The sequence below is a fragment of the Cupriavidus sp. GW821-FHT07C08 genome (genome assembly GCF_059419025.1).
Window position 1 is genome coordinate 63,288 of the sequence record NZ_JBWKQZ010000032.1, and the last position, 21,059, is coordinate 84,346.

Sequence of the window (21,059 nt, forward strand, 5' to 3'; positions counted from 1 at the left end):
CCTTATTTCTATACATACTTTTCACGTCGAACCGCCCCAACTCACCGGATGGTGAACGGATTGCCGGTGGCGGCCCCGGTGTTGATCCACACACTCTTGGTCTGCAGGTACGACTCGATCGCGGCGATGCCGTTTTCCCGGCCGAGGCCCGAGTCCTTGTAGCCGCCGAACGGCGACATGAAGCTGACGGCGCGATAGGTGTTGACCCATACCGTGCCAGCCTGGATCTTCTCTGACATACGGAAGGCGCGGCCGATATCCGAGGTCCAGACTCCGGCGCCAAGCCCATAGCAACTGTCGTTGGCAATCGCGATGGCTTCGGCTTCGTCCCGGAACTTCAGGATGGACAGCACCGGCCCGAACACCTCCTCCTGCGCGATGCGCATCTTCGGCGAGACCCTGGCAAAGATGGTCGGCTCGACAAACCATCCGTCGCCACAGGACGCCGGCTTGCCGCCGAGCAGCAGCTCCGCCCCTTCGTCCTGCGCGATCTGGATATACGACAGCACCTTTTCGTATTGCGCGGGCGTGGTGATGGGCCCCACCTGCGTGGAGGCGTTCATCGGGTTGCCGAGCTTTGCCGTGCTGGCCAGCGCCAGCAGCTTCTCGACAAAGACATCGTGGATATCTTCCTGCAGCAGCAGCCGCGAACCGGCGATACAGGTCTGGCCGCTCGCGGCGAAGATGCCGGAGACGGCGCCATTGACGGCGTCATCCAGGTTGGCATCGTTGAAGACGATGTTCGGCGACTTGCCGCCGAGCTCCAGGCTCACGTGCTTGAACTGCGCCGCACACTGCTGGTTGATCACGCGTCCGGTGGCGTCCGATCCGGTGAAAGTCACCTTCTTGACCAGCGGATGCGTCACCAGCGGCGCGCCCACCTCGGCGCCAAACCCGGTCACGACGTTGAATACGCCCGCGGGAAACCCTGCTTCCTCGAACAGCAGCGCAAGCTCGAGCGCCGACACCGAGGTGAACTCCGACGGCTTCACCACCACGGTACATCCCGCGGCGAGGGCCGGCGCGATCTTCCACGCCAGCAGCATCAGCGGGGAGTTCCACGGCGTGATGGCGGCCACCACGCCCAGCGGCTCGCGCCGCGTGTAGTTGAAGTAGCCCTTCTTGTCCAGGGGAATGACGGTGCCCTCGATCTTGTCGGCGAGGCCCCCGAAGTAATAGAACCACTGCGGCAGGTATTTGAGCTGGGCGCCCATCTCCGCCAGCAGCTTGCCGTTGTCCTGCACTTCGAACTCGGCCAGCCGCTCCGCGTCCCGGGCGATCAGGTCGCCGAGCTTGCGCAGCAAGGCGCCACGCTGCGTCGCCGTCATCTCCGACCACGGCCCCGAGCGGAACGCCTGGTCGGCCGCCTGCACGGCGCGATCGATATCCGCTGCGGTGCCGCGGGCCACTTCGGCCCAGGTCTTGCCGGTAAAGGGATTCTGGGTTTCAAACCAGCGACCGTCGCTCGCATTGACGAAGGTGCCGTCGATGAACATTTGATACTGGTTCATGGCGCGATGCTGTCCGTGTTGGTGTTGGCAGATCAGAACGGTGCGAAGCCGAGATGCTCGCGGAAGCGGTTCTTGACGAAGGTGCCATCGCGCGGAGGCAAGGCCCGTTGCGGCTCGTCGGTCGAGATATAGACCTGCGCCACGGTCATGCCGTCGGCCTTCCTGATGGCTTGCGCCAAATTGCCCAGCTCATCGATATCGGAAATCTCGAGCGTCGTCGGCACGCCGACAGCCTTCGCCACCTGGGCCAGGTTGGTACCCAGGCTGGTGTGGCTCTGCTGCATGCCGGTCTCGCCGAAGTGGCCGTTGTCGAGAATCACGATGGTCAGGTTTTTCTGCTGTTGCGCCGCCGCCGTTGCCAGGCTGCCGATGCCCATCAGCTGCTCGCCGTCGCCGGTGATGGCGATCACGGTCTTCTCGGGTTGTGCGATGGCAAGCCCGAGCGCCAGCGAGGTGGAGCCGCCCATCGCGCCCCACAGGTAGAAGTTGCCGGGACGGTCGCCAGCGGCGAACACGTCGTACGAGGGCGAACCGAGGCCCGAGACCACGAGCGCGTCGGGAAATTGCTTCAGCAGTTCGGCGACGAACTTGCGGCGGTCGATGCCAGGCTTGGAGGTAGAGGTAGTCATAGGATCAGCGCATCCACTTTTTGCGGCCGATAAGGCTCTGGGACAGGAGAACGGCAACGCGGTTGCCAGCGTCGAAGGCGGAAACCAGGCCGGCGTCGACCAGCTCGGCGGCCTCTTCCGGCGAATTCACGCGATAGACCGTGATGCCCATCAGCTCCAGCGCGCGCTGGGTGGCCAGGCCCATCGGGTTCTGCCAGGGATTGAACTCGGCGTACTCGCCGCGCATGGTCACCAGGGTGAAGAACGGGAACTTGCAGCTCTCCAGCAGCGAGAACATGTTCACACAGTTGCCGACGCCGCTGCTCTGCATCAGCAGCACCGCGCGGTCCCCACCGAGCCATGCGCCGCTGACGACGCCCACGCCTTCTTCCTCGGTGGTCAGCACCACGTCGCGGATTTCGGGGTCGGCCTTGGCGCGTCGGATGACATGCGAGTGGCCGGCGTCGGGCACGTAGGCCACCTGGCGGACGCCGTTCTGTTTAAGGACCTGGAAGATGTCCTCTTGCCAGGCAAGAGGCTCTGAGTTGTTTGTCGTCATAGTGCGCAAGTTAAGAAAGGGGAAAGCGGGGGGACAACGTTTGCTATCATAGAGTTGACTAGCTGGAAGTATGAAATACAATTAATTGATGCCTGCGATCACGAAGTTTAATGCCGGCCAAGGGCCTTTACAGATATGGACATCAAGCAGCTTCGCGCCCTGTTAGCCATCGCCGAGACCGGCAGCGCCACCAAGGCGGCCGAGCTCCTGCGCATCGTGCAGCCGGCGGTTTCCCGGCACGTGCGCCTGCTCGAGGAGGAACTTGGCGTCGAGCTGTTCGAGCGCGAGCGCCATGGCATGGTCCTGACCGACGCCGGCCGCACGCTGGTCGAATACGGCCGCAGGGCGCTGCAGGAACTCGATCGGGCCAAGGCGGAGATCACGCCGGCGTCTGGCGCGATTTCAGGCACTGCGGTCATCGGGCTACTCCCAAGCACTTGCGAGCTGCTGGCAGCGGAGCTGGTTGCCACGGTGAAGGCCAGGCATCCGCAACTGGTAGTACGCCTCAACGTCGGCTACGCGGGAAACCTGCTGCAGTGGCTCGAGGCCGGCGACGTGGAGGTTGCCCTGCTCTACGACACCAAGAGCTCTCCCGGCCTGCACGTCGAAGCACTGCTCGATGAACAGCTCTACCTGGTGGGACCGGCTGGGACCCTTGCGCCAGGCGAGGAGCAAACCGTCGAGAGCTTCCGCGACCTGCCGCTGATCCTGCCTAACGCCCCGCACGGGCTGCGCAGCGTGGTCGAGCATGCCTGCGCGGTCGCCGGCATCACCCCGGTAGTAGCGGTCGAGACCAACTCGCTGGCGGTTCAGAAAAACCTGGTCGGCAAGGGATTCGGCCACACGGTCCTGCCGAGCTCCGCGATTTCCGAGGAGATGGAGACTGGCGCGCTGGCGGGCGCGCCCATCGTGTCGCCCAACCTGTCGCGCCGCATCGTGCTGGCGCACGCGGCCACCCGCAGGCTGACACCCGCAGCCAGCTTCGTCTCCGCCGAGCTGGTGGCATTGATGAAGCGGCTGGTGCTCGACGGCGCATGGCCCGGTGCATCCTGGATCAGCGCCTGATACGGTGCCCGCGGCAGTTCAGTCCAGTTCGATGTTGGCGGCCTTGATGACCTCGGCCCACCGGCGCGTCTCAGCCTGGACAAACCTGGCCGCCTTGTCCGGGGTGGAATCGACGATGGGCTGCACGCCGATCTTTTCCATGCGCTGACGCACCTCAGGGTCCTTGACCGCCGTCTGCAAGGCAGCGCTCAGCTTTTCAATGACCGGGGCCGGCGTGCCCTTTGGCACCATCACCATGTTCCACAGCGACGTTTCATAGTTGGCGTAGCCCGCTTCCTTCATCGTCGGCACGTCCGGCAGCACGCTGGAACGCGTGGCAGTCGTGACCGCGAGCGCCTTCAGGCGACCGGACTGAATCATGGGCGCAGCTGTCGACACGGCATCGGTAATGAACTGGACGTCGCCGGAAATCACCGACTGGATCGCCTGGCTGGCGCCACGGAACGGAACATGAGTGAGCTTCAGGTGCTCCTGGAACTGCAGCAACTCGACCGCCATATGGACGGCGCTACCCTTCCCTGCGGATCCGTAACTGTACTTGCCAGGATTCTTCTTGATGTCCTCGACCAGTTCCCTGGCCGTGTTCGCCTTGACCGAAGGATTGACCGCCAGCACCATCGGCACCTCCGCCACCACAGATACCGGCACCAGCGCATTGACCGGGTCATACGGCAGCTTCTTGTAAAGCGTGGCGTTGATGGCGTGGGAACTGGTGCCGAACAACAGCGTGTAGCCATCCGCCGGGCTCTTGGCGACGACATCGGTCGCAATGGTGCCGCCGGCACCTGCCTTGTTTTCCACCACGACCGACTGCCCGAGCAAGGCGCCGAGCTTGTTCGCCACGATACGCGCCACCACGTCGGTGCTGCCGCCGGCGGCGAAGCCGACGACCATTCGGACGGGATGGTCAGGATAAGCAGCCTGGGCGTGCGCGCTGAACGAAATGAGCGCACCGATCCCCACTTGAGCCAGCAAGCGTTTCATGTCTCTTCCATGTTGATAGTTTTGGTTGGGCGGCGCATTGCGCGTCAACCCTTTGAGACGATGGTAGCGAGCAACCGTGGCGACAGTGAAATAGAAAATTCCGCTGCTGCTATCAAGAGGCGGCATGCCTGGGGCTACTACTGCGGTGTTAACCCGAAGCTCCGCGCCGAAGAAATCGCCGCGTAAACGCAAGGACGCCGCACAGCCATCGCCGCGCGGCGCATATTCAAGGTCCAACGGAACGGAAGCGCTGGCGCGCTACCGGCCGCAGGACGTCAGTCGGCCTCCACCTTCATGGTCTTCAGCAACGGCTGCCACTTGTCGCTTTCCGCCTTGAGCCAGGACCTGAGCCCCTCCGGCGTCTGCTTGTCGAGCGGCACAACCTCTGCACCCAGGTCGTCAAGCCGCTTGGCGACGGCAGGATCCTTCAGTGCCTGCTGCAGCGCCTTGGTCAGCCGGGCGGTGACCGCGGGCGGCGTACCCTTGGGCGCATAGATCCCGTGCCAGACCTTCATCGAGAAGCCCTTCAGGCCGCCTTCCTGCAGCGTCGGCGCATTGGGCAGCGCCTTGATGCGGCTCGGTGTCGTCACGCCATACAGCTTGACGCGGTTGGCGTTGATATGCGACAGCGTCGAGGTGGTCTGGTCGCACAGCAGGTCCACCTGCCCGCCCAGCAAGGCCGTCAGCGCGGGCCCGGTGCCCTGGTAGGGAACGGAGGTCATCTTGACTTTGACTGCCTCCTCGAACAGCAGGCCGCATAGCTGCGAAACCGCGCCAAGGCCGGCATTGGCCAGCGAGACCTTTTCCTTGTTCTGCTGCACGTACTTGATCAGTTCCGCCGCGTTGGCCGGCGGCAGGTCCTTGCGGCCCAGCAGCGTCATCGGCACATCCGCCACCTGCCCGATGTACTCGAAATCCTTCAGCGGACTGTAGGAGAGCTTCTTGTACAGCGCCGGCGCCGTCGCCATGCCATTGTGATGGATCAGGATGGTGTAGCCGTCGGGCTGCGCCCGCGCCACGAATGCGGCCGCCACCGTGCCGCCGGCGCCGAGCTTGTTTTCCACGACAACGCTCTGGCCCAGATCCTTCGACATGGCCTGCCCAAGCGCCCGCGACACCACATCGGTCGGGCCGCCGGCCGAGAACGGCACCACCAGCGTAATCGGCTTGGACGGATATGCATCCGCTGCCAGCGCCCCCGCGGAAAACGCCAGCCCGAGCGCTCCGCACGTGATCCACTTCATACCGGCCAGCATGGCCTTGCCCGCTTGAACGCACATATCACCGTCTCCATGTCGCCGGCGCGCTGACTGTGTCGCGCCGGTCGGTTTATCAAACAGCGCTAGAGTGCGGGATAGCGGCACCGGAGGACAATCCGGATTTATCGAACGGGCCATACGGCCAGGCCGAACGCACGCCGGCCGCTGCAAGCGGCGCCCGCTTCAGGTCAGGCGGTCCGACGCCACGACATGGATGCCGGGCACCGCATCCCGCGCCGCCGACAGCAGGGCCCTGGCGATCTGCTGCGCAGGATTAAGGCGCCAGCGACGAGGCAATACCGGCCCGAGCACCGTCAGCGCGGCCACCATGGCGCGTTCGCCGAAGCGAAACTCCGCGCGCTGCCCGCCGATCAATCCGGGGCGGACGCAGGTCAGCGACGCAAAGCCAAGCCCCGCCAGGTCGCGCTCCAGTTCGCCCTTCACCCGGTTGTAGAAAATGCGTGAGGCCGCGTCCGCGCCGATCGCGGAGTTCAGCACATAGGCGGGCGTGCCATGTTGCCTAGCCAGGCGCGCGACGGCGAGTGGATAGTCATGGTCCACGCGCCGGAATGCCTGCTCGGAGCCGGCAGCCCGCATCGTGGTGCCGAGCGTGCAGATGACAGCATCCGCCTGCCACCATGGCGCATCTTCCGGCAGCCGGTCGAAGTCCACCACCGGCGCCAGCAGCTTCGGGTGCGCGGGCAGCGCGCGCCGGCCCGGCGCCACTACGCTACGCACGCCCGGGTCGGCAAGCGCCTGTTCCAGGACATGGCTTCCGACCAGTCCGGTCGCTCCCACCAGCAGCAGCTTCATGACCATCTTCTCGTCAGTGCTGCGCACAGCCATGATGCGATGCGGCCAGGGTATCGCGCTTGATTTTCTTTGCCAGCGACCACTTGTGGACTTCGGTCGGGCCATCGTAGATGCGAAACGCACGCACTTCACGGAAGACCTGTTCGACGATGGTGTCGCGCGACACGCCCATGCCGCCGAGGATCTGCACGCAGCGGTCAGCCACGCGGAACAAGGCATCGGACACGGCCACCTTGGCCATCGAACTCTCCGCGGTGCCCAGGGAACCGCCGTCGAGCACCCCGGCGCACCAGTCGATCATCAGTGCGGCCTGCTGCAGGTCGATCAGGTTCTCGGCCAGCATGAAGCCCACGCCCTCGTGGTCGATCAGCAGCTTGCCGAAAGCCTTGCGCGTGGTGGCGTAGGCGCGCGCGATCTCATCGGCACGTGCCACACCGCCGAACCAGCGCATGCAATGCGACAACCGCGCCGGCGACAAGCGAACCTGCGCATAACGGAAGCCCTCGTCCACCTCGCCCAGCACCTGGTCCTGCGGCACGCGCAGGCCGTCGATCAGGACCTGTGCATGCCCGCCCGGCATGGAACTGTCGATGGTATCTAGCAGGCGCTCGATGCGGATCGCCGGATGCGGCAGGTCGACCAGGAACATGGTGGCCTGCGCGCGCTCACCGTCGCCGGTGCGCGCCATCAGGATGCCGACCCTGGCCCCTTCCGCACCGGTGATGAACTTCTTGCGTCCGCGGATCACCCATTCGTCGCCGTCCCTGACCGCGGTGGTCTGGAGCATCGACGGGTCGGAACCGGCCCCGCCTTCTTCCGCCGGCTCGGTCATGAAGAACGCGGAGCGGGCCTCGCCGCTGACCAGCGGTGCAAGGAAGCGTTGCTGCTGTGCGTCCGTGGCGACCTTGCCCAGCAGGAACATATTCCCCTCGTCCGGCGCCATGGTGTTGACCGCGACCGGCCCGAGGGGCGACAAGCCCGAGCGCTTGAGCACGGCCGCGGTTTCGAGCTGGGTCAAGTGAGAGCCGTCGGCCAGGATATGTGGCGTCATCACGCCGGCCGCGCGCGCCTGGTCGCGAAGCTCGGCGACCAGCCCGGCCGTCGGACCATGGGCTTCGCAGCGCGCATCGCGCTCATAGGGCACCACGACGTCGCGGACAAAGCGCTCGACGCGATCGGCAATGACACGGCTTCTTTCTGTGGGACAGGCGGTGAACATGGTGAGCCTCGTTGTCAGGACAGGATCAGATTGTAGGACAGCATACGGCGGGGCCGCTGTCACGGAAGCGGTGCTGGGACGACATCGTCTGGCTGCGCCAGCACTGGCACGGGCCCGTCATCATCAAGGGTATCCTTACGCCGGCCGACGCAGAAATCGCCCGCCGCCAGGGTCAGGATGGCATCGTGGTCGGCAACCACGGTGGCCGCCAGCTGGAAGGCGCGCCCAGCGCGGTCGAGATACTGCCCGCCATCGTCGCGGCGGCGGGCAGGATCCATGTATTCGTCGACGGCGGCGTGCGGCGCGGCGCCGACATCGCCAAGGCGCTGGCAATGGGCGCCCGCAGGCAGCAAAGCTGGACACTGCCGCGCTCTCGGACGACCATGCCGCGGCGGCTGGCCGCCCTGTAATTCGTGAAGACAATGGCAAGGACGCGCAGGAGGTTGTGTGGATTCAGGTAATGAAGGCAACGGGCTGCGCACAAGGCGCGAGCGTTCGTCCCTGTTCGTCGGTTCGGTGGAAAAGGCCTTCCAAGTGCTGGAAACTTTCCACGGCCCGGACCGCCGCCTGATTCCGCTGCCCTCCTTCAGATGGCCCGGCCTCCGTCCACGGGCATATCGATGCCGGTGAGGAAGCGCGCACCCGGGCTCGCCAGGAAGACCGCGGCATTGGCCACGTCGACCGGCTCGCACATTCGCCCCAGCGGTATGGTGGCGACAAAGCGGGCGCGGTTCTCGGCGGTGTCGGCAACCCCCATGAAGTCCTGCAGCAGCCCGGTCGCCGCCATCACGGGCGAGATCAGGTTGACCCGGATCCCGTCCGCGGCCAGTTCGACAGCCATCGATTTCGACATCACGCTCACCGCGCCCTTCGAGCTGTTGTACCAGGTCAGCCCCGGGCGCGGCCGGTGGCTGCCGACCGAGCCGATATTGAGGATCACGCCCTTGCCGCGTTGCTTCATCAGCGGCACGACCGCGCGTGCCATGTGGTAGATCGACTTGACGTTGACGGCGAAGACGCGGTCGAAGACCGCTTCGTCGACTTCCAGCATCGGCTGGTTCCGATGCGTGGTGCCGGCATTGTTGACGACCACGTCCGGCTCGCCGAAGTGGTCGCAGCAGTGCTGCACCGCGGCGCTGATCTGCGCCGGGCTGGTGACGTCGCAGGCGGCCGCACTGGCATTCGGCCCCAGCTCGTCCGCCAGTCTCTGCACGGCCTCGCGATCGATATCGGCCAGCACGACCTTCGCTCCCGCCTGGATAAAGGCCCGCGCAATCGCGGCGCCGAAGCCGCTGCCTGCGCCCGTGACAATGGCAACCTGGTCTGATAACTCCGACATGTCGTCTCCCTATTGGTAGTGCTGCACGATGGTCTTGGTGGTGCTCATCTCTTCCAGCGCAAGGAAACCCTTTTCCCGGCCGTACCCGCTCTTCTTGACGCCGCCGAAGGGCAGTTCGACCCCGCCGCCGGCACCGTAGCAATTGATAAAGACCTGCCCGCTCTGCAGCCGCTGGCTGACCCGCATCTGCCGGCTGCCGTTCTCGGTCCACACGCCGGCGACCAGGCCGTAGTCGGTGGCATTGGCCAGCCGGATGGCATCCTCTTCGTCCGTGAACGGCATCACCGACAGCACCGGCCCGAATACCTCGATATTCGCCAGCGCGTGGTCGCGCGGCACCGGACCGAACAGGACCGGCCTGACGAAGTAGCCGCCCCGGGGCAAATCCGCCGCAACCCCGCCTTCGGCGATAACGGGCACGCCGCTGTCCCGCGCCGCCTCCACCAGCCCCATCACACGCCGGTACTGCCGCTCGCTGACGATCGGCCCGCAGTCCAGGTCGGCGGCCGGCACACCCGCCTTCAGGGCACGGAAGGCCTGCGCCACCATGCCGACGAAGCGATCGTAGATGCCCTGCTGGACCAGCAGCCGGCTGCCCGCCGAGCACGTCTGGCCGGCGTTCTGGACAATGGCCTTGACCACGACCGGCACCGCCTTGTCCAGATCCGCGTCGTCGAAGACGATCTGCGGCGACTTTCCGCCCAGCTCAAGCACGCAGGGGACGTGGTTGGCCGCGGTTGCCTGCTGCACCAGGGCGCCGGCCTCGGGCGAGCCGGTAAAGGTGGCGAAATGGATGCCGGGGTTCGATGTCAGCGCAGCGCCTGCCTCCGCGCCATACCCGGTCACCAGGTTGAGGGCCCCGGGCGGCAAGCCGGCTGCCATGGCAAGCTCGGCAATCCGGATCACGCTCAGGCACGCGTCCTCCGATGGCTTCAGCACCGCCGCATTGCCCATCGCCAGTGCCGGCGCCAGCGTGCGCCCCATCATCTGCGCCGGATAGTTCCAGGGAATGATGTGGGCAGTCACGCCATGCGGGACGCGCACCACACTCACGTTGTATCCGTCGAGGTACGGAATCGTCTGACCGTGGATCTTGTCGGCGGCGCCACCGTAGAACTCGAAATACCGGGCCACCGCCCTGGCATCGGCGCGCGCGGCCGAGATCGGCTTGCCGGTGTCCCGCGCCTCGATCGCCGCCAGCTCTTCCGCGTGATCGAGAATGCCTTGCCCCAGCCGCTGCAGGATGCGCCCGCGTTCGGTCGCGGTCTTGCTGCCCCACTCGCCCTGCAAGGCATCCTGCGCCGCGCTCACCGCCTGCTGCACATCCGCGGCGCGGCCGCGGCTGATTTTCGCAAACGCCATGCCGTCACTGGGATCGATCACGTCGATGGTCTCGCCATCGATGGCGCCGAGCCATTTCCCCCCGATGAGTAAGGTCTTCACCAGCCGCTCCTGATCAACACATCAATCGTCACCACGGCCACACTGGCCTGCGCGCGTTGCGCAGGCCAGTGTGGCCGCCTCTCCATGGACAATGGCCTGCTCCCCTACCGGCTCTGCGCAAGCAAGTCCGGGGACTCCGATTCCTTCATGAACTCCGCGTCGTTGTAGTGATAGAGGTCGTCCAGGTAGGGCACGAAGAAGTCATAGAACGAGCGCGAGTCATACCTGACCTCGTCCCCGGGCCTCACGCATTCCGGAATCGGCCCGACGTTGGCGTCATCGTCCGGGTAGAAGAAGAAGGTCAGCGCATAGCGCTTCATCGGCGGATTGACCACGCGGTGCGGCGTGGCAATGAAGCGGTCGTTGGACAGGCGGTTCAGGATCTGGCCGGTGTTGACGATCAGCGCGTCCTTGACGTAGCTGACACTCAGCCACTCGCGGGACGGGGTCATGACCTGCAGGCCGGGCACCGGGGTCATCGGCAGCAAGGTCAGGAAGCTGCCGTCGGAATGTGGCGCCAGTGCGTACTGGCCCTCGTCGAGGTGCTCTTCAGGATGGTAGTAGGCGCAGCGCTGGTAGTATTCCGGCGCCTTGAACATGCTGTCGAAATAGTCCGCGCGCAGCTCCAGCGCCCTGGCGTAGATGGGCAGGAACTTCAGCGCCAGGCGCTCCATCGACAGTTGGTAGTCGAACAGCGTCTGGCGGAACTCCGGCAGGCTCTCCGGCCACTGGTTCAGGCCACGATGACGGACATTGGCCCGCACCTTGGGATCGTCTTCGGTGCGGTTGCGCATGAACAGCCAGGCCGAATTGGTATCCTTCTTGGTGTTCTCCGCAATCTTGGTCCGGATCGCCTCGGACTTCAGGATGGATGCCTTCGGCGGCAGGTAGCCCTGGTGGTGATAGCCGACCCGGTGCCTGAGTTTCTCTTCCATCGGGATCTCGAAGAGCTTGGCGGTCTGGCGGAACGACTCGTCGATCAGGGCCTGCGGGATGCCGTGATTGATGACCGAGAAGAACCCCAGCTCCTCCTGGATCAGCTTGACGTCGGCGGCCAGTTGCTCAAGCGCGCCGGGCACGCCAGCCAGGTAGGGGCCCAGGTCGAGAATGGGCAGGTCGGTCCCGCGCGCGATGGCTGCGCGCACCTGCTCAGAGGGAGCGGCCTGCAACGGCTGGGCCGCAGCCCGGGATGGCATTGCTGTCATGATCGGTGTCTCCTATGGTTTGACTGATACGGGGAATGCGCTGCCTTGCCCGCCGATACTGTGGATCGGCTTGATCAAACATCCACTGCAAACATCTCACTTCCAGAACGCGCATCGGGATTCCGCCCTGGAAGCAAAGGCCTGCTCCCCGGGAATCCGCTGCACCTCCTTGTAGTAGTCCCACGGCTGGCGCGATTCAGCCGGGCTCTTCACCTCCATCAGGCGCAGATCGTGCACCATGCGCCCGTCTCCGCGGATGTAGCCGTTCTGGGCGTACATATCGTTGATGCGGGTGGCCTTCATGCCGGCGATCACCTTCGCCGCGTCGTCCGTGCCGGCAGCCTTCACCGCGCGCAGATAGTGCTGCGCCGCCGAGTAGCTGGCCGCCTGCATGCTGGTGGGCTTCTTCTTCATCTTGTCCTGGAACCGCCCTGCCCACTTCCTTGACTCATCGCTCTGGTCCCAGTACCAGGCTTCGGTCAGAGTGATGCCCTGGGTCAGTCCCAGGCCAAGGGCGTGCACATCCGTGATGAACAGCATCAGCCCCGCGATCTTCATCGACCTGGAGATGCCGAATTCGTTGGCCGCCTTGATCGCATTGATGGTGTCGCCGCCGCCGTTGGCCAGCCCCAGGACCTGTGCCCGGGACGCCTTGGCCTGCAACAGGAAGGAGGAAAAATCGGAGGCGGACAAAGGATGCCGGACGCTGCCCAGGACCTTGCCGCCGCCGGCGGTCACTACTGCCGCGGTCTCCTTCTCCAGCGACGCGCCAAAGGCATAGTCCACCGTCAGGAAGTACCACGACCGTCCGCCCTGCCTGGTCATGGCGGCACCGGTGCCCCTGGCCAGGGCCACGGTGTCATAGAGATAGTGGATGGTATAAGGCGAGCATTCCTCATTGGTCAGTTGCGCCGCCACGCCGCCGGTCACCATGACCGGACGGTGCTTTTCCGCCGCGACCTTGGCCACCGCCAGGCTGGTGCCGGAACTGGGCCCGCTGATGATCATGTCCACCCCTTGCCGGTCGAACCACTCGCGGGCCTGCGTGGCCGCCGTATCGGGCTTGCCGGCATGGTTGGCGTGGACCAGCTCGATGCGCTTGCCGTTGATCTCGCCGCCGGCATCCGCAATCGCCATCCGCACGGCCTCGACCAGGCCGTTGCCGCCCATGTCGGAGTAAAGCCCTGACATGTCCGCCAGCACGCCGATCTTCACCGACTCGTCGCTGAACTGTGCCGCTGCCGGTCCGGCCAGGGCCAGGCCGGCCATGCCCAGCAATACAGCCGGCCACCTCCTCTGCCTTGCCCGGCTCTCGGGCAATCGTTTCTTGTACGTCCGCATCTCCCCTCCTGTCGACAGTTTGCACTGCATCCGTTCACGCTCGCATCCCGATTGACGACGCCTCTGCGCCGGCCGGACTGGCCAATGCGGACAGGTGCGCTTTCCTGAGCCTGCGCAACTGCCCCGGATTTGACCGCACGCTTTCCACCGTTTCGAAATAGCGCCACAGTTCCCTGTCTATGTCGGCACGCAGCCTGATCGCGTCCAGCAGGCGGATCACCGCCAGCTGCTCGTGCCGCATCCTGACGCTGTGCCGCAGCAGCGCCAGCGCCGCCGCCCGCGCATCGGGTGCCTGGTGCGCCGAGGCTTCGGCGCGGCCGGCGGTGCGGATGGTCTTCTTGAGTGCCTTGATTCTTTCGCGCGACATGGTGCTTGCGGCTCCGGCGTTGTTCGGCTGGCAGCGCTACGCGCCAATGGTCTTGCCCAGCAGGGTCCAGGCCTGGGACAGCTGTTGCCGCAGTGGCAGGGCCAGGAATTCATCGGTTTGATTGGCGACCACCTCGGCGACCTGGACCTCTAGCAGGCGCTTCAGCCGGTAGCGGGCCCGCTGCCTGCGCAACGCCGCCTGCCGCCCGGCGGCAGCCAGCCACGCCTGGTGCCGGTCGATGGCATCGGACAAGGCACTGATCGAGGCGGGACGCGATGCCGCGGTCAGCAGCACCGGCGGGACCCATGCGCCTTGCGCATGCCGCGTGATGGCGCCGATGCGCCGGATATCCGTGGCCATGCGCTGGGCGCCCGGCAGGTCTGCCTTGTTGACGACGAAGATATCGGCCATTTCCATGATCCCCGCCTTCATCGCCTGCACCATGTCCCCACTGTCCGGCAACAACAGCAGCACCAGCGTATCGACCTGCGCGCGCGCCGCGTACTCCGTCTGGCCGACACCGACCGTTTCCAGCAGCACCTCGGTAAAGCCGAAGTCATCCATCGCATCCAGCATCTCCGGGAGGTTGTCGGCCAGGCCATCCGACGTGCCGCGCGATCCCAGCGAGCGGATATAGAGTTCCGGGCTGGTGCCAAGCTCGTCCATGCGGATCCGGTCCCCGAGGATGGCGCCGCCGCTCCTGGGACTGCTGGGATCCACCGCGAGCACGCCGAGGCGCCCCTTAGACGCGCGCGCCATGGCGAGGTGGCCCAACAGGGTGCTCTTGCCCGCGCCGGGCGCACCGGTCATGCCGATGCGCCTGGCCGGATGCAGCGGGGTATCCCGCTGCGCTCGCTGCACCAGCTCCGCGGGCATGGCGTTGGCGATGCGGGTCAGGGTCCGGCCCAGCGCACCCCGGTCGAGCGAGGACGGGTTCATGGCGCCACCTTGCCCAGGACTTCATCGCGATGCTCGTCAAGCAACGGCGGCAGGCCATAGCTCGGCTCGTAATCCGAGAAGCGGATCGGGCTTGCCACCGCGCGCAGCGGCAGCTCGCCCTGCCCCAGCGCCACGATCAGCGAGCGCGCAGCGGTGATGTCGCTGCCCAGCGCTTCATTCAATGTGCCCACCTCCGACACGACCACGCCCTGTGGCCCCAGGCGCCGCACCCATTGCGCCGCCGGGGCGGAGCGCAGCACCTCGGCAATCTCGGGTATCACCTCGGCACGATGCGCGCGGCGGCCCGCCATGGTGGCAAAGCGCGGATCCGTGGTCCACGCCGGCCGGTCCACCTCCTCGCAGAAGGTCTTCCAGAACCGGTCATGGGTGATGAAAAGCGTCAGCCAGCCCTTCGCGGTCGGGAAGATCTGTGCGGGCACCAGGTAGGGATGCGACGAGTCGGCCAGCCGCTCAATGGTCTCACCCGCGTTCAGGGCGGCCCCGGCGAGGTAGTTGAGCTGCGACAGCATCACGTCGTACATGGCCACGTCCACCTGTCCACCCCGCCCCTGCACGATCTTCGCCAGCAAGCCCACCGCGGCAACCAGACCAGCCGAGTTGTCCACCGCCGAGTAGCCGGCCTTGGTGGGCGGTGCCGCGGGATCTCCTGTCAAGGCCATGACCCCGGTCATGGCCTGGATCACATAGTCGTATGCCGGGATGTCCGAATAGGGGCCGTCGAGGCCGTAGCCGGTGACGGCCACGCAGACCAGCTGCTCATTCCACTGGCGCAGCACCTCGTAGGTAAGCCCGAGCTTGCGCACCGCCGCCGGACGCAGGTTGGTCACCAGCGCATGGGATTGCCGCAACAGCCGCCCGAGTGCCAACGTCCCTGCCTCGCTGGCGAGGTCGAGCACCACGCTCTTCTTGTTGCGGTTCAGGCTGGCAAAGTAGGCATTGTGCGGGCCGATGAAATGAGGGCTGATGGTGCGTCCGATATCGCCTTCCGGGGTCTCGATCTTGATCACCTCGGCGCCCATGTCGGCCATCATCAGCCCGCAGTAGGGCCCGGCAAGCATGTGGCCGACCTCGATGATGCGGATGCCGGCAAGGGGCGCGCTCACGCCAGGCTCCTGCCCAGATCGCCGACCACCGTCTCCAGCGGCATGTCGGCGGTAAACACTGCGGTGACTCCCAGCGTCCGCAGGAAGGGCTGGTCCTCAGCGGGAATGGTGCCGCCGACAAAGACCTTGATGTCATGCGCATTGAGTTCGCGCAACTGGGCGATGACCTCGCCCACCAATTCCTTGTGGCTGCCGGAAAGGATGCTCAGGCCCACTGCGTCCACGCCCTCGTCGACAGCGACCTGCGCGATCTGCAGCGGGCTGCGGCGCAGGCCGGTGTAGATGACCTCGGCACCGGCATTGCGCAACGTCAGCGCAATGATCTTCGCGCCGATGTCGTGGCCGTCCAGGCCGGGCTTGCCGATCAGTATCCGCTTGCCGGACAACGCGCCGGCGGCTTGCAGGGTGTTCATAGATTCACCGGTTCCTTGAATTCGCCCCATTGCTGCTTCAGGCAAGCCACCATCTCCCCGACCGTGGCATAGGCATGGCAGCAATCCACCAGATAGGGCATGACGTTCTCGCTGTCCCTGGCGGCCGCGGCCGTCAGCCGGGCCAGCGATGCGTCCACGGCTGACTGCTGGCGCGTGTCCAGCATGCGCTGGAACTTCTCCAGGGCCCGCTGCGCGACGGTCGGATCCAGCGTGAACACCTCGCCGACCCGGATCTCCTCCCCCTCCTTCCTGAAGTGGTTCTGGCCGACGACGACGGTCTGGCCGGAATCGGCATCCAGCTTGCGCTGCAGGCCCCGCTCGGCCAGCCGCATCTGGATCCAGCCATCCTCGATGGCGGGGATCACGCCGCCGTACGCTTCGATCTCGTTCATCACCTGGACGATCTGCGCCTCCATCCGGTCGGTGTGCTGCTCCAGGAAGTAGCTGCCGCCCAGGGGATCGACGGTCCGGCCGATGCCGCTTTCATAGGCGATGATCTGCTGCGTGCGCACGGCCAGCTCGGCGGAGAACTCGGTCGGGATCTGGAAGGCCTCGTCGAAGGCGCAGGTGAAGATCGACTGCGCCCCGCCCAGCACCGCGGCCATGGTCTCCACCGCCACCCGCACCACGTTGTTGTAGGGCTGGGGCGCCACCAGCGACGATCCCCCGCAGACGACCCCGAAGCGGAAGTGCTGGGCTTTCGGGTCCTTTGCGCCATAGCGCTCCTTCATCAGGCGCGCCCAGAGCCGGCGGCCCGCCCGGAACTTGGCGATCTCGTCGAAGAAGTCCATGTGCACGTAGAAGAAGAAGGACAGGCGCTTGGCAAATTTCTCCACGTCGCCGCCCCGGGCACGCAGCTCGTCCACATAGGCCAGTCCGTTGGCCAGGGTGTACGCCATTTCCTCGGCCGCCGTGGCCCCCGCGTCGCGCACATGGGCGCCGGCGATGCTGATGGGGTTGAAGCGTGGCGAGACCTCGTTCGAATAGAGGATCGAATCGGCGATCAGCCGCATCGACGGCCGCACCGGGAAGATCCAGGTGCCGCGCGCGACGTACTCCTTCAGGATGTCGTTCTGGATCGTTCCGGTCAGCTTGCTGCGCGGCACGTTCTGCTTGTCTGCCACGGCCAGGTACATCGCATAGATGATCGCGGCCGTGCCGTTGATGGTGAACGATGTCGAGATCCTTGACAGGTCCAGGCCGTCGAACAGGATCTCGGCCTCGCTCAGGTTCGACAGCGACACGCCGACCTTGCCGATTTCCGGCCGGGCCATCGGGTGGATCGGATCGAAGCCGCATTGGGTCGGCAGGTCCAGCGCCACCGAAAGGCCGGTCTGGCCCTGCGCCAGCAGGAACTTGTAGCGTTCATTGGACTCCTCCGCGGTGCCGAATCCCGAGTACTGGCGGATGGTCCACAACCGGCCCCGGTAGCCATCGGGAAATATCCCGCGCGTGAACGGGTAGCTGCCGGGCTCCCCGATCCGGTCCGGATGGACCGCCGCCGCATCCACGCTGGCCGGCACCTCGATGCCGCTCTGGCTGACCGGCCGCAAGGCCGGCTCGGCGCCCGCGTCCGTCATGGAAAGCTCAGCGTTGCTCATTGGGCCCTCCTGGAGAGGATGCCCTCGGCAGCGTGCCAGTGATCCGCATGCAGCCAGGTATGCAGCAGCTGCTGTTGCTCGATGGTGCGGGCAGCGTCATGCGACTCGCCGCGCCGGCTGGCCGCGGTCTGTGCCTTGATGCCGCGCAGCACCTGCGGGGCGCAGCCCAGCAGCGGTTGCAGGAAGGCGTGGATGTCCTTGCCGGCGGGTCCGTCCGTGACCACCGCATCGGCCAGGCCCCACTGCAGCGCCTGCTGCGCATCGACAAGCTCGCAACGGCTCATCATGCGCATGGCCCGCGCCGCGCCGACGATCCGGCACAGGTCAGGGCCGCCGCCCCAGGCCGAGGTGATGGCCAGCCGCGCCTGGATGAAGCCGATGCGCGCGCTCGCCGACTGCAGCCGCATGTCGCAGGCCAATGCCAGCTCGGCGCCGCCACCGATGGCATCGCCGTTCAGGTAGGCCAGCACCGGCAACGGGCAGTCGCGCACCGCATCCAGGGCGCCGCGCGCCTGCTCGCTCATTGCCAGCGTCGCCTCCCGGTCGCGCACGCCGGACAGGTCGACCAGATCCCCGCCTGCCGCAAAGAAGCGCTCGCCGGCGCCGGTCAGCACGATGCAGCGCACCCCGGGCTGCGACGCCGCGGCGCTCACCACCTGCGCCAACTCCGCCAGCACGTGGCGGGCCAGCGCATTGTGTTTCTGCGCCCGGTCGATCGTGATCCATAGCGCGCCGCCGGCGCGCTCCTCCACGGTGATGTCCTTAGTTGCGTACACGCTGATCTGCCTCCCGACTGGTTTGAATGGATGCTAGGCGGGGGTTTATTCCGAGACAAGAACGCTAGTTCCGTATCTCGAACAAATGAGTACAATGCAGCGGAATGCGGCCACGCCGCCGGCGTTTGTTCAGCCGGCCGAATTTCTTCCAGCCAGGTGCAAGCGAAAGGAGGGGTCCATGTCCGGCGTCACGGTGACCGCCATCGAGCGGGTGATCGATATCCTTGAAGCCTTCCAGGCAAGCCAGCGGCCGCTGTCGCTGACGGAGCTGGCGGAGGCAATAGACATTCCCAAGAGCACCTGCCACGCCATCGTCTCGACCCTGATGGCACGCGGCTACCTCTATTCCCTCACCCGTCCGCGCGCGCTCTATCCCACCCGGCGCATCTATGACGTGGCGCGCGACATCACCGACAAAGACCCGTTCGTGGAACGCGCCACGCCGGTGCTGGAGCGGCTGCGCGACGCCACGCGGGAAACCGTGATCCTCGGCAAGCGGCAGGGTGAATCCGTGATCTACCTGCAGGTCATCGAAGGCGTGCACGCGATCCGCTACACCGCCAAGCCGGGGGAATTCAAGCCGCTGCACTCAAGCTCCATCGGCAAGGCCATCCTGGGCGGCCTGAAGGAGCAGGAATTGCGCGGCTGGCTGGCCGGCCGGGAACTGCCGGCCATCACCATGGCCACCAAGACCGACCCGGAAGCCCTCGTGCGCGACATCCAGGAAAGCCGGCGCGCCGGCTACTTCGTCACGCGCGGCGAGAACGTCAGCGACGTCTGGGCCGTCGCGACCTTTCTCACGTTGAACAATGAGACCCTGGCCATTGCCGTGGCCGGACCGCGGAACCGGATGGAGACGTGCATCCCTGAGTGCGCGAAAGTGCTGGTGGCCACCTGCAGCTTCCTGTCGCGGCAGGTGGCAGGCAACCACGCGTGATGGCGCAGTGACCATGAGCCGGCCCCGCTACGCCTCGCTCGATGCCCTGCTGACCGAAGTACGGGCTTGCCGCGCCTGTGCGCCACACCTGCCGCTAGGCCCGCGCCCGATCGTGCGTGTCGGGGCAGACGCGCGCATCCTGATCGTCGGCCAGGCGCCGGGGATACGCGTGCACGAAACCGGCATTCCCTGGAACGATGCAAGCGGCGACCGCCTGCGGCAATGGCTTGGGGTCGATGCCGCCACCTTCCTCGACGAATCGCAATTCGCGATCATCCCGATGGGGTTCTGCTATCCCGGACGCGGCAAGAGCGGCGACAACCCGCCGCGCCGCGAATGCGCGCCACTGTGGCTCGACCGGCTGCTGGCGGAACTGCCGTCGATCGAGCTGACCTTGCTGGTCGGCCAGTACGCGCAGCGCCATTTCCTCGGGGCGCGCCGCAAGCCGACGCTGACCGAGACCGTCAGGGCATGGAAGGACTACGCGCCCGACTTCGTGCCGTTGCCGCATCCGTCACCGCGCAACCAGCCGTGGTTCAAGCAGCATCCCTGGTTTGAGGGCGAGGTGCTGCCGATGTTGCGCGAGCGGGTTGGGCTGCTGTTGCGGCACGGCCAGTAATCGATTCTGGACGCCACGCATCCAACCTCAATGCGTGCACAGCACCGCCGCCATCTCCCTGGCCGCCCCCTGCAGCGTCGGCACCGCCTGCAGCAGCGCCTCCAGCGTGGCCCGCGCAGTCGGCGCATGACAGGCAATCGCAGCCACCACCCGGCCTGAACCCTCCCCATCCGGCTCGCGCACCGGCACGGCCACCGCGCACATGCCGCGCACGAATTCCTCATGGTCCACGCCGATGCCGCGCGCGCCCAGCCGGTCCAGTTCGGCATTCAGGACCGGCACATCGGACAGCGTGCGCGGCGTGTGCGGGGCCAGGTCCAGGCGCCTGAGCATCTGCTGGCGTTCCAGCCGGCTCATCGCCGATAGGAACAGCTTGCCGCTGGCGGTGCAGTGCAGCGGCACGTGGATGCCGGGCGACAGCTGCAGGCGCAGCGGCTCGTGCGTCTCGACGCGCTCTACATAGAGGACCCGGTCGCCGTCGAGCGCGGTGAGGTTGCAGGTCTCGCCCAGGCTCGCCACCAGCCTGGCCAGGATGGCGCGGCACTCGCGCAGCATCGGCGGGCTCCTGAGGGTCTGCAATGACAGGGCCGCGGCGCCCGGGCCGGGCACGTAGCCGCGCTCGGCGGGCATGCGGACCACGAAGCCGGTGCGCTCCATGGCGGCCAGCAGGCGCATCAGTGTCGCCTTGGGCACATGCAGCCGCTGCGAAAGCTGGGAAAGCGTCTGCGGGTGCTGCGCCCTGGCCAGGCTGGATAGCACCATCAGCACGCGCAGGCTGCGTGCATCGTCCTCCACCGCCCCGTCTTCTGCTGCAGTGCGATTCTGAAACGGGAATTGCACGTTCTGTTTCACAACCGGCGTCTCCTCGCGATTGAGCTTTCCATTCCGGCTTTGAAAAATAAAATCCGGAACAGAA

21 protein-coding genes and 1 pseudogene are annotated in these 21,059 nt (G+C 66.1%); 4 read left to right on the forward strand and 18 right to left on the reverse strand.

The window, feature by feature from the left end; translation table 11 throughout:
- Positions 1–41: 41 nt before the first annotated feature.
- Genes AC07UK_RS30945 through AC07UK_RS30955 form a run of 3 tightly spaced genes read right to left on the reverse strand, consistent with a single transcriptional unit; the run spans position 42 to position 2,678 of the window.
- Complete coding sequence (locus AC07UK_RS30945; protein WP_436225124.1) at positions 42–1,511, reverse strand: aldehyde dehydrogenase; 1,470 nt, start codon at positions 1,509–1,511, stop codon at positions 42–44.
- A 32-nt stretch (positions 1,512–1,543) separates the two neighbouring features.
- On the reverse strand, positions 1,544–2,140 hold the full coding sequence (locus tag AC07UK_RS30950; protein ID WP_494687161.1) for a thiamine pyrophosphate-dependent enzyme: 597 nt from the start codon (positions 2,138–2,140) through the stop codon (positions 1,544–1,546).
- Between the two features lie 4 nt (positions 2,141–2,144).
- A complete protein-coding gene (locus tag AC07UK_RS30955) occupies positions 2,145–2,678 on the reverse strand; it encodes a thiamine pyrophosphate-binding protein (protein ID WP_211981849.1) in 534 nt (177 codons plus the stop codon).
- A gap of 135 nt (positions 2,679–2,813) precedes the next feature.
- Here AC07UK_RS30955 and AC07UK_RS30960 point away from each other — a divergent pair, with 135 nt between their 5' ends.
- A complete protein-coding gene (locus AC07UK_RS30960) occupies positions 2,814–3,743 on the forward strand; it encodes a LysR family transcriptional regulator (protein WP_436225122.1) in 930 nt (309 codons plus the stop codon).
- Positions 3,744–3,761: 18 nt separating this feature from the next.
- On the opposite strand, the gene AC07UK_RS30965 is transcribed toward AC07UK_RS30960, so the two are convergent.
- The 4 genes from AC07UK_RS30965 to AC07UK_RS30980 form a co-directional block, all read right to left on the reverse strand.
- Positions 3,762–4,853, reverse strand: a complete 1,092-nt coding sequence (locus AC07UK_RS30965; protein ID WP_494687162.1) for a Bug family tripartite tricarboxylate transporter substrate binding protein — start codon at positions 4,851–4,853, stop codon at positions 3,762–3,764.
- 149 nt (positions 4,854–5,002) lie between these two features.
- A complete protein-coding gene (locus AC07UK_RS30970) occupies positions 5,003–6,007 on the reverse strand; it encodes a tripartite tricarboxylate transporter substrate-binding protein (protein ID WP_436225120.1) in 1,005 nt (334 codons plus the stop codon).
- 162 nt (positions 6,008–6,169) lie between these two features.
- Positions 6,170–6,799 carry a Rossmann-fold NAD(P)-binding domain-containing protein gene (locus AC07UK_RS30975; protein WP_436225370.1) on the reverse strand — a complete coding sequence of 210 codons (630 nt, stop codon included), beginning with the start codon at positions 6,797–6,799 and terminating at the stop codon, positions 6,170–6,172.
- Positions 6,800–6,812: 13 nt separating this feature from the next.
- Positions 6,813–8,018, reverse strand: a complete 1,206-nt coding sequence (locus AC07UK_RS30980) for an acyl-CoA dehydrogenase family protein (protein WP_436225119.1) — start codon at positions 8,016–8,018, stop codon at positions 6,813–6,815.
- A gap of 11 nt (positions 8,019–8,029) precedes the next feature.
- On the opposite strand from AC07UK_RS30980, the pseudogene AC07UK_RS30985 reads away from it, so the two are divergent.
- Positions 8,030–8,362, forward strand: a pseudogene (locus tag AC07UK_RS30985) (alpha-hydroxy acid oxidase); the annotation flags it as partial.
- 242 nt (positions 8,363–8,604) lie between these two features.
- Here the strand turns inward: AC07UK_RS30985 and AC07UK_RS30990 are convergent.
- The 10 genes from AC07UK_RS30990 to AC07UK_RS31035 all read right to left on the reverse strand — a co-directional run bounded on the left by AC07UK_RS30990 (position 8,605) and on the right by AC07UK_RS31035 (position 18,587).
- Positions 8,605–9,357 (reverse strand): SDR family oxidoreductase, encoded by a 753-nt coding sequence (locus AC07UK_RS30990; protein WP_436225118.1) that lies wholly within the window; start codon positions 9,355–9,357, stop codon positions 8,605–8,607.
- A 9-nt stretch (positions 9,358–9,366) separates the two neighbouring features.
- Positions 9,367–10,800 (reverse strand): aldehyde dehydrogenase family protein, encoded by a 1,434-nt coding sequence (locus tag AC07UK_RS30995; RefSeq protein WP_494687163.1) that lies wholly within the window; start codon positions 10,798–10,800, stop codon positions 9,367–9,369.
- Between the two features lie 104 nt (positions 10,801–10,904).
- Complete coding sequence (locus tag AC07UK_RS31000; protein ID WP_436225116.1) at positions 10,905–12,005, reverse strand: isopenicillin N synthase family dioxygenase; 1,101 nt, start codon at positions 12,003–12,005, stop codon at positions 10,905–10,907.
- Positions 12,006–12,101: 96 nt separating this feature from the next.
- On the reverse strand, positions 12,102–13,274 hold the full coding sequence (locus tag AC07UK_RS31005; RefSeq protein WP_494687164.1) for an ABC transporter substrate-binding protein: 1,173 nt from the start codon (positions 13,272–13,274) through the stop codon (positions 12,102–12,104).
- Between the two features lie 106 nt (positions 13,275–13,380).
- Positions 13,381–13,713 (reverse strand): hypothetical protein, encoded by a 333-nt coding sequence (locus tag AC07UK_RS31010; RefSeq protein ID WP_494687165.1) that lies wholly within the window; start codon positions 13,711–13,713, stop codon positions 13,381–13,383.
- Positions 13,714–13,749: 36 nt separating this feature from the next.
- Positions 13,750–14,652, reverse strand: a complete 903-nt coding sequence (gene meaB, locus AC07UK_RS31015; RefSeq protein ID WP_436225113.1) for a methylmalonyl Co-A mutase-associated GTPase MeaB — start codon at positions 14,650–14,652, stop codon at positions 13,750–13,752.
- Positions 14,649–15,776, reverse strand: coding sequence for a CaiB/BaiF CoA transferase family protein (locus AC07UK_RS31020; protein ID WP_436225112.1), 1,128 nt, complete (start codon positions 15,774–15,776; stop codon positions 14,649–14,651). Before AC07UK_RS31020 ends, meaB begins: the two co-directional genes overlap by 4 nt.
- Positions 15,773–16,189, reverse strand: coding sequence for a cobalamin B12-binding domain-containing protein (locus AC07UK_RS31025; RefSeq protein ID WP_436225111.1), 417 nt, complete (start codon positions 16,187–16,189; stop codon positions 15,773–15,775). The genes AC07UK_RS31020 and AC07UK_RS31025 overlap by 4 nt, the downstream gene beginning before the upstream one ends.
- Complete coding sequence (locus AC07UK_RS31030) at positions 16,186–17,811, reverse strand: acyl-CoA mutase large subunit family protein (protein WP_436225110.1); 1,626 nt, start codon at positions 17,809–17,811, stop codon at positions 16,186–16,188. Before AC07UK_RS31030 ends, AC07UK_RS31025 begins: the two co-directional genes overlap by 4 nt.
- Positions 17,808–18,587: an enoyl-CoA hydratase/isomerase family protein gene (locus AC07UK_RS31035; protein ID WP_436225109.1), complete on the reverse strand. Its 780-nt coding sequence runs from the start codon at positions 18,585–18,587 to the stop codon at positions 17,808–17,810. The genes AC07UK_RS31030 and AC07UK_RS31035 overlap by 4 nt, the downstream gene beginning before the upstream one ends.
- Positions 18,588–18,765: 178 nt before the next feature.
- Here AC07UK_RS31035 and AC07UK_RS31040 point away from each other — a divergent pair, with 178 nt between their 5' ends.
- On the forward strand, positions 18,766–19,524 hold the full coding sequence (locus AC07UK_RS31040) for an IclR family transcriptional regulator (RefSeq protein ID WP_436225108.1): 759 nt from the start codon (positions 18,766–18,768) through the stop codon (positions 19,522–19,524).
- A 13-nt stretch (positions 19,525–19,537) separates the two neighbouring features.
- Positions 19,538–20,143 carry a uracil-DNA glycosylase family protein gene (locus tag AC07UK_RS31045; protein ID WP_436225107.1) on the forward strand — a complete coding sequence of 202 codons (606 nt, stop codon included), beginning with the start codon at positions 19,538–19,540 and terminating at the stop codon, positions 20,141–20,143.
- A gap of 27 nt (positions 20,144–20,170) precedes the next feature.
- On the opposite strand, the gene AC07UK_RS31050 is transcribed toward AC07UK_RS31045, so the two are convergent.
- A complete protein-coding gene (locus AC07UK_RS31050; protein WP_436225106.1) occupies positions 20,171–20,995 on the reverse strand; it encodes an IclR family transcriptional regulator in 825 nt (274 codons plus the stop codon).
- Between the last annotated feature and the right edge of the window lie 64 nt (positions 20,996–21,059).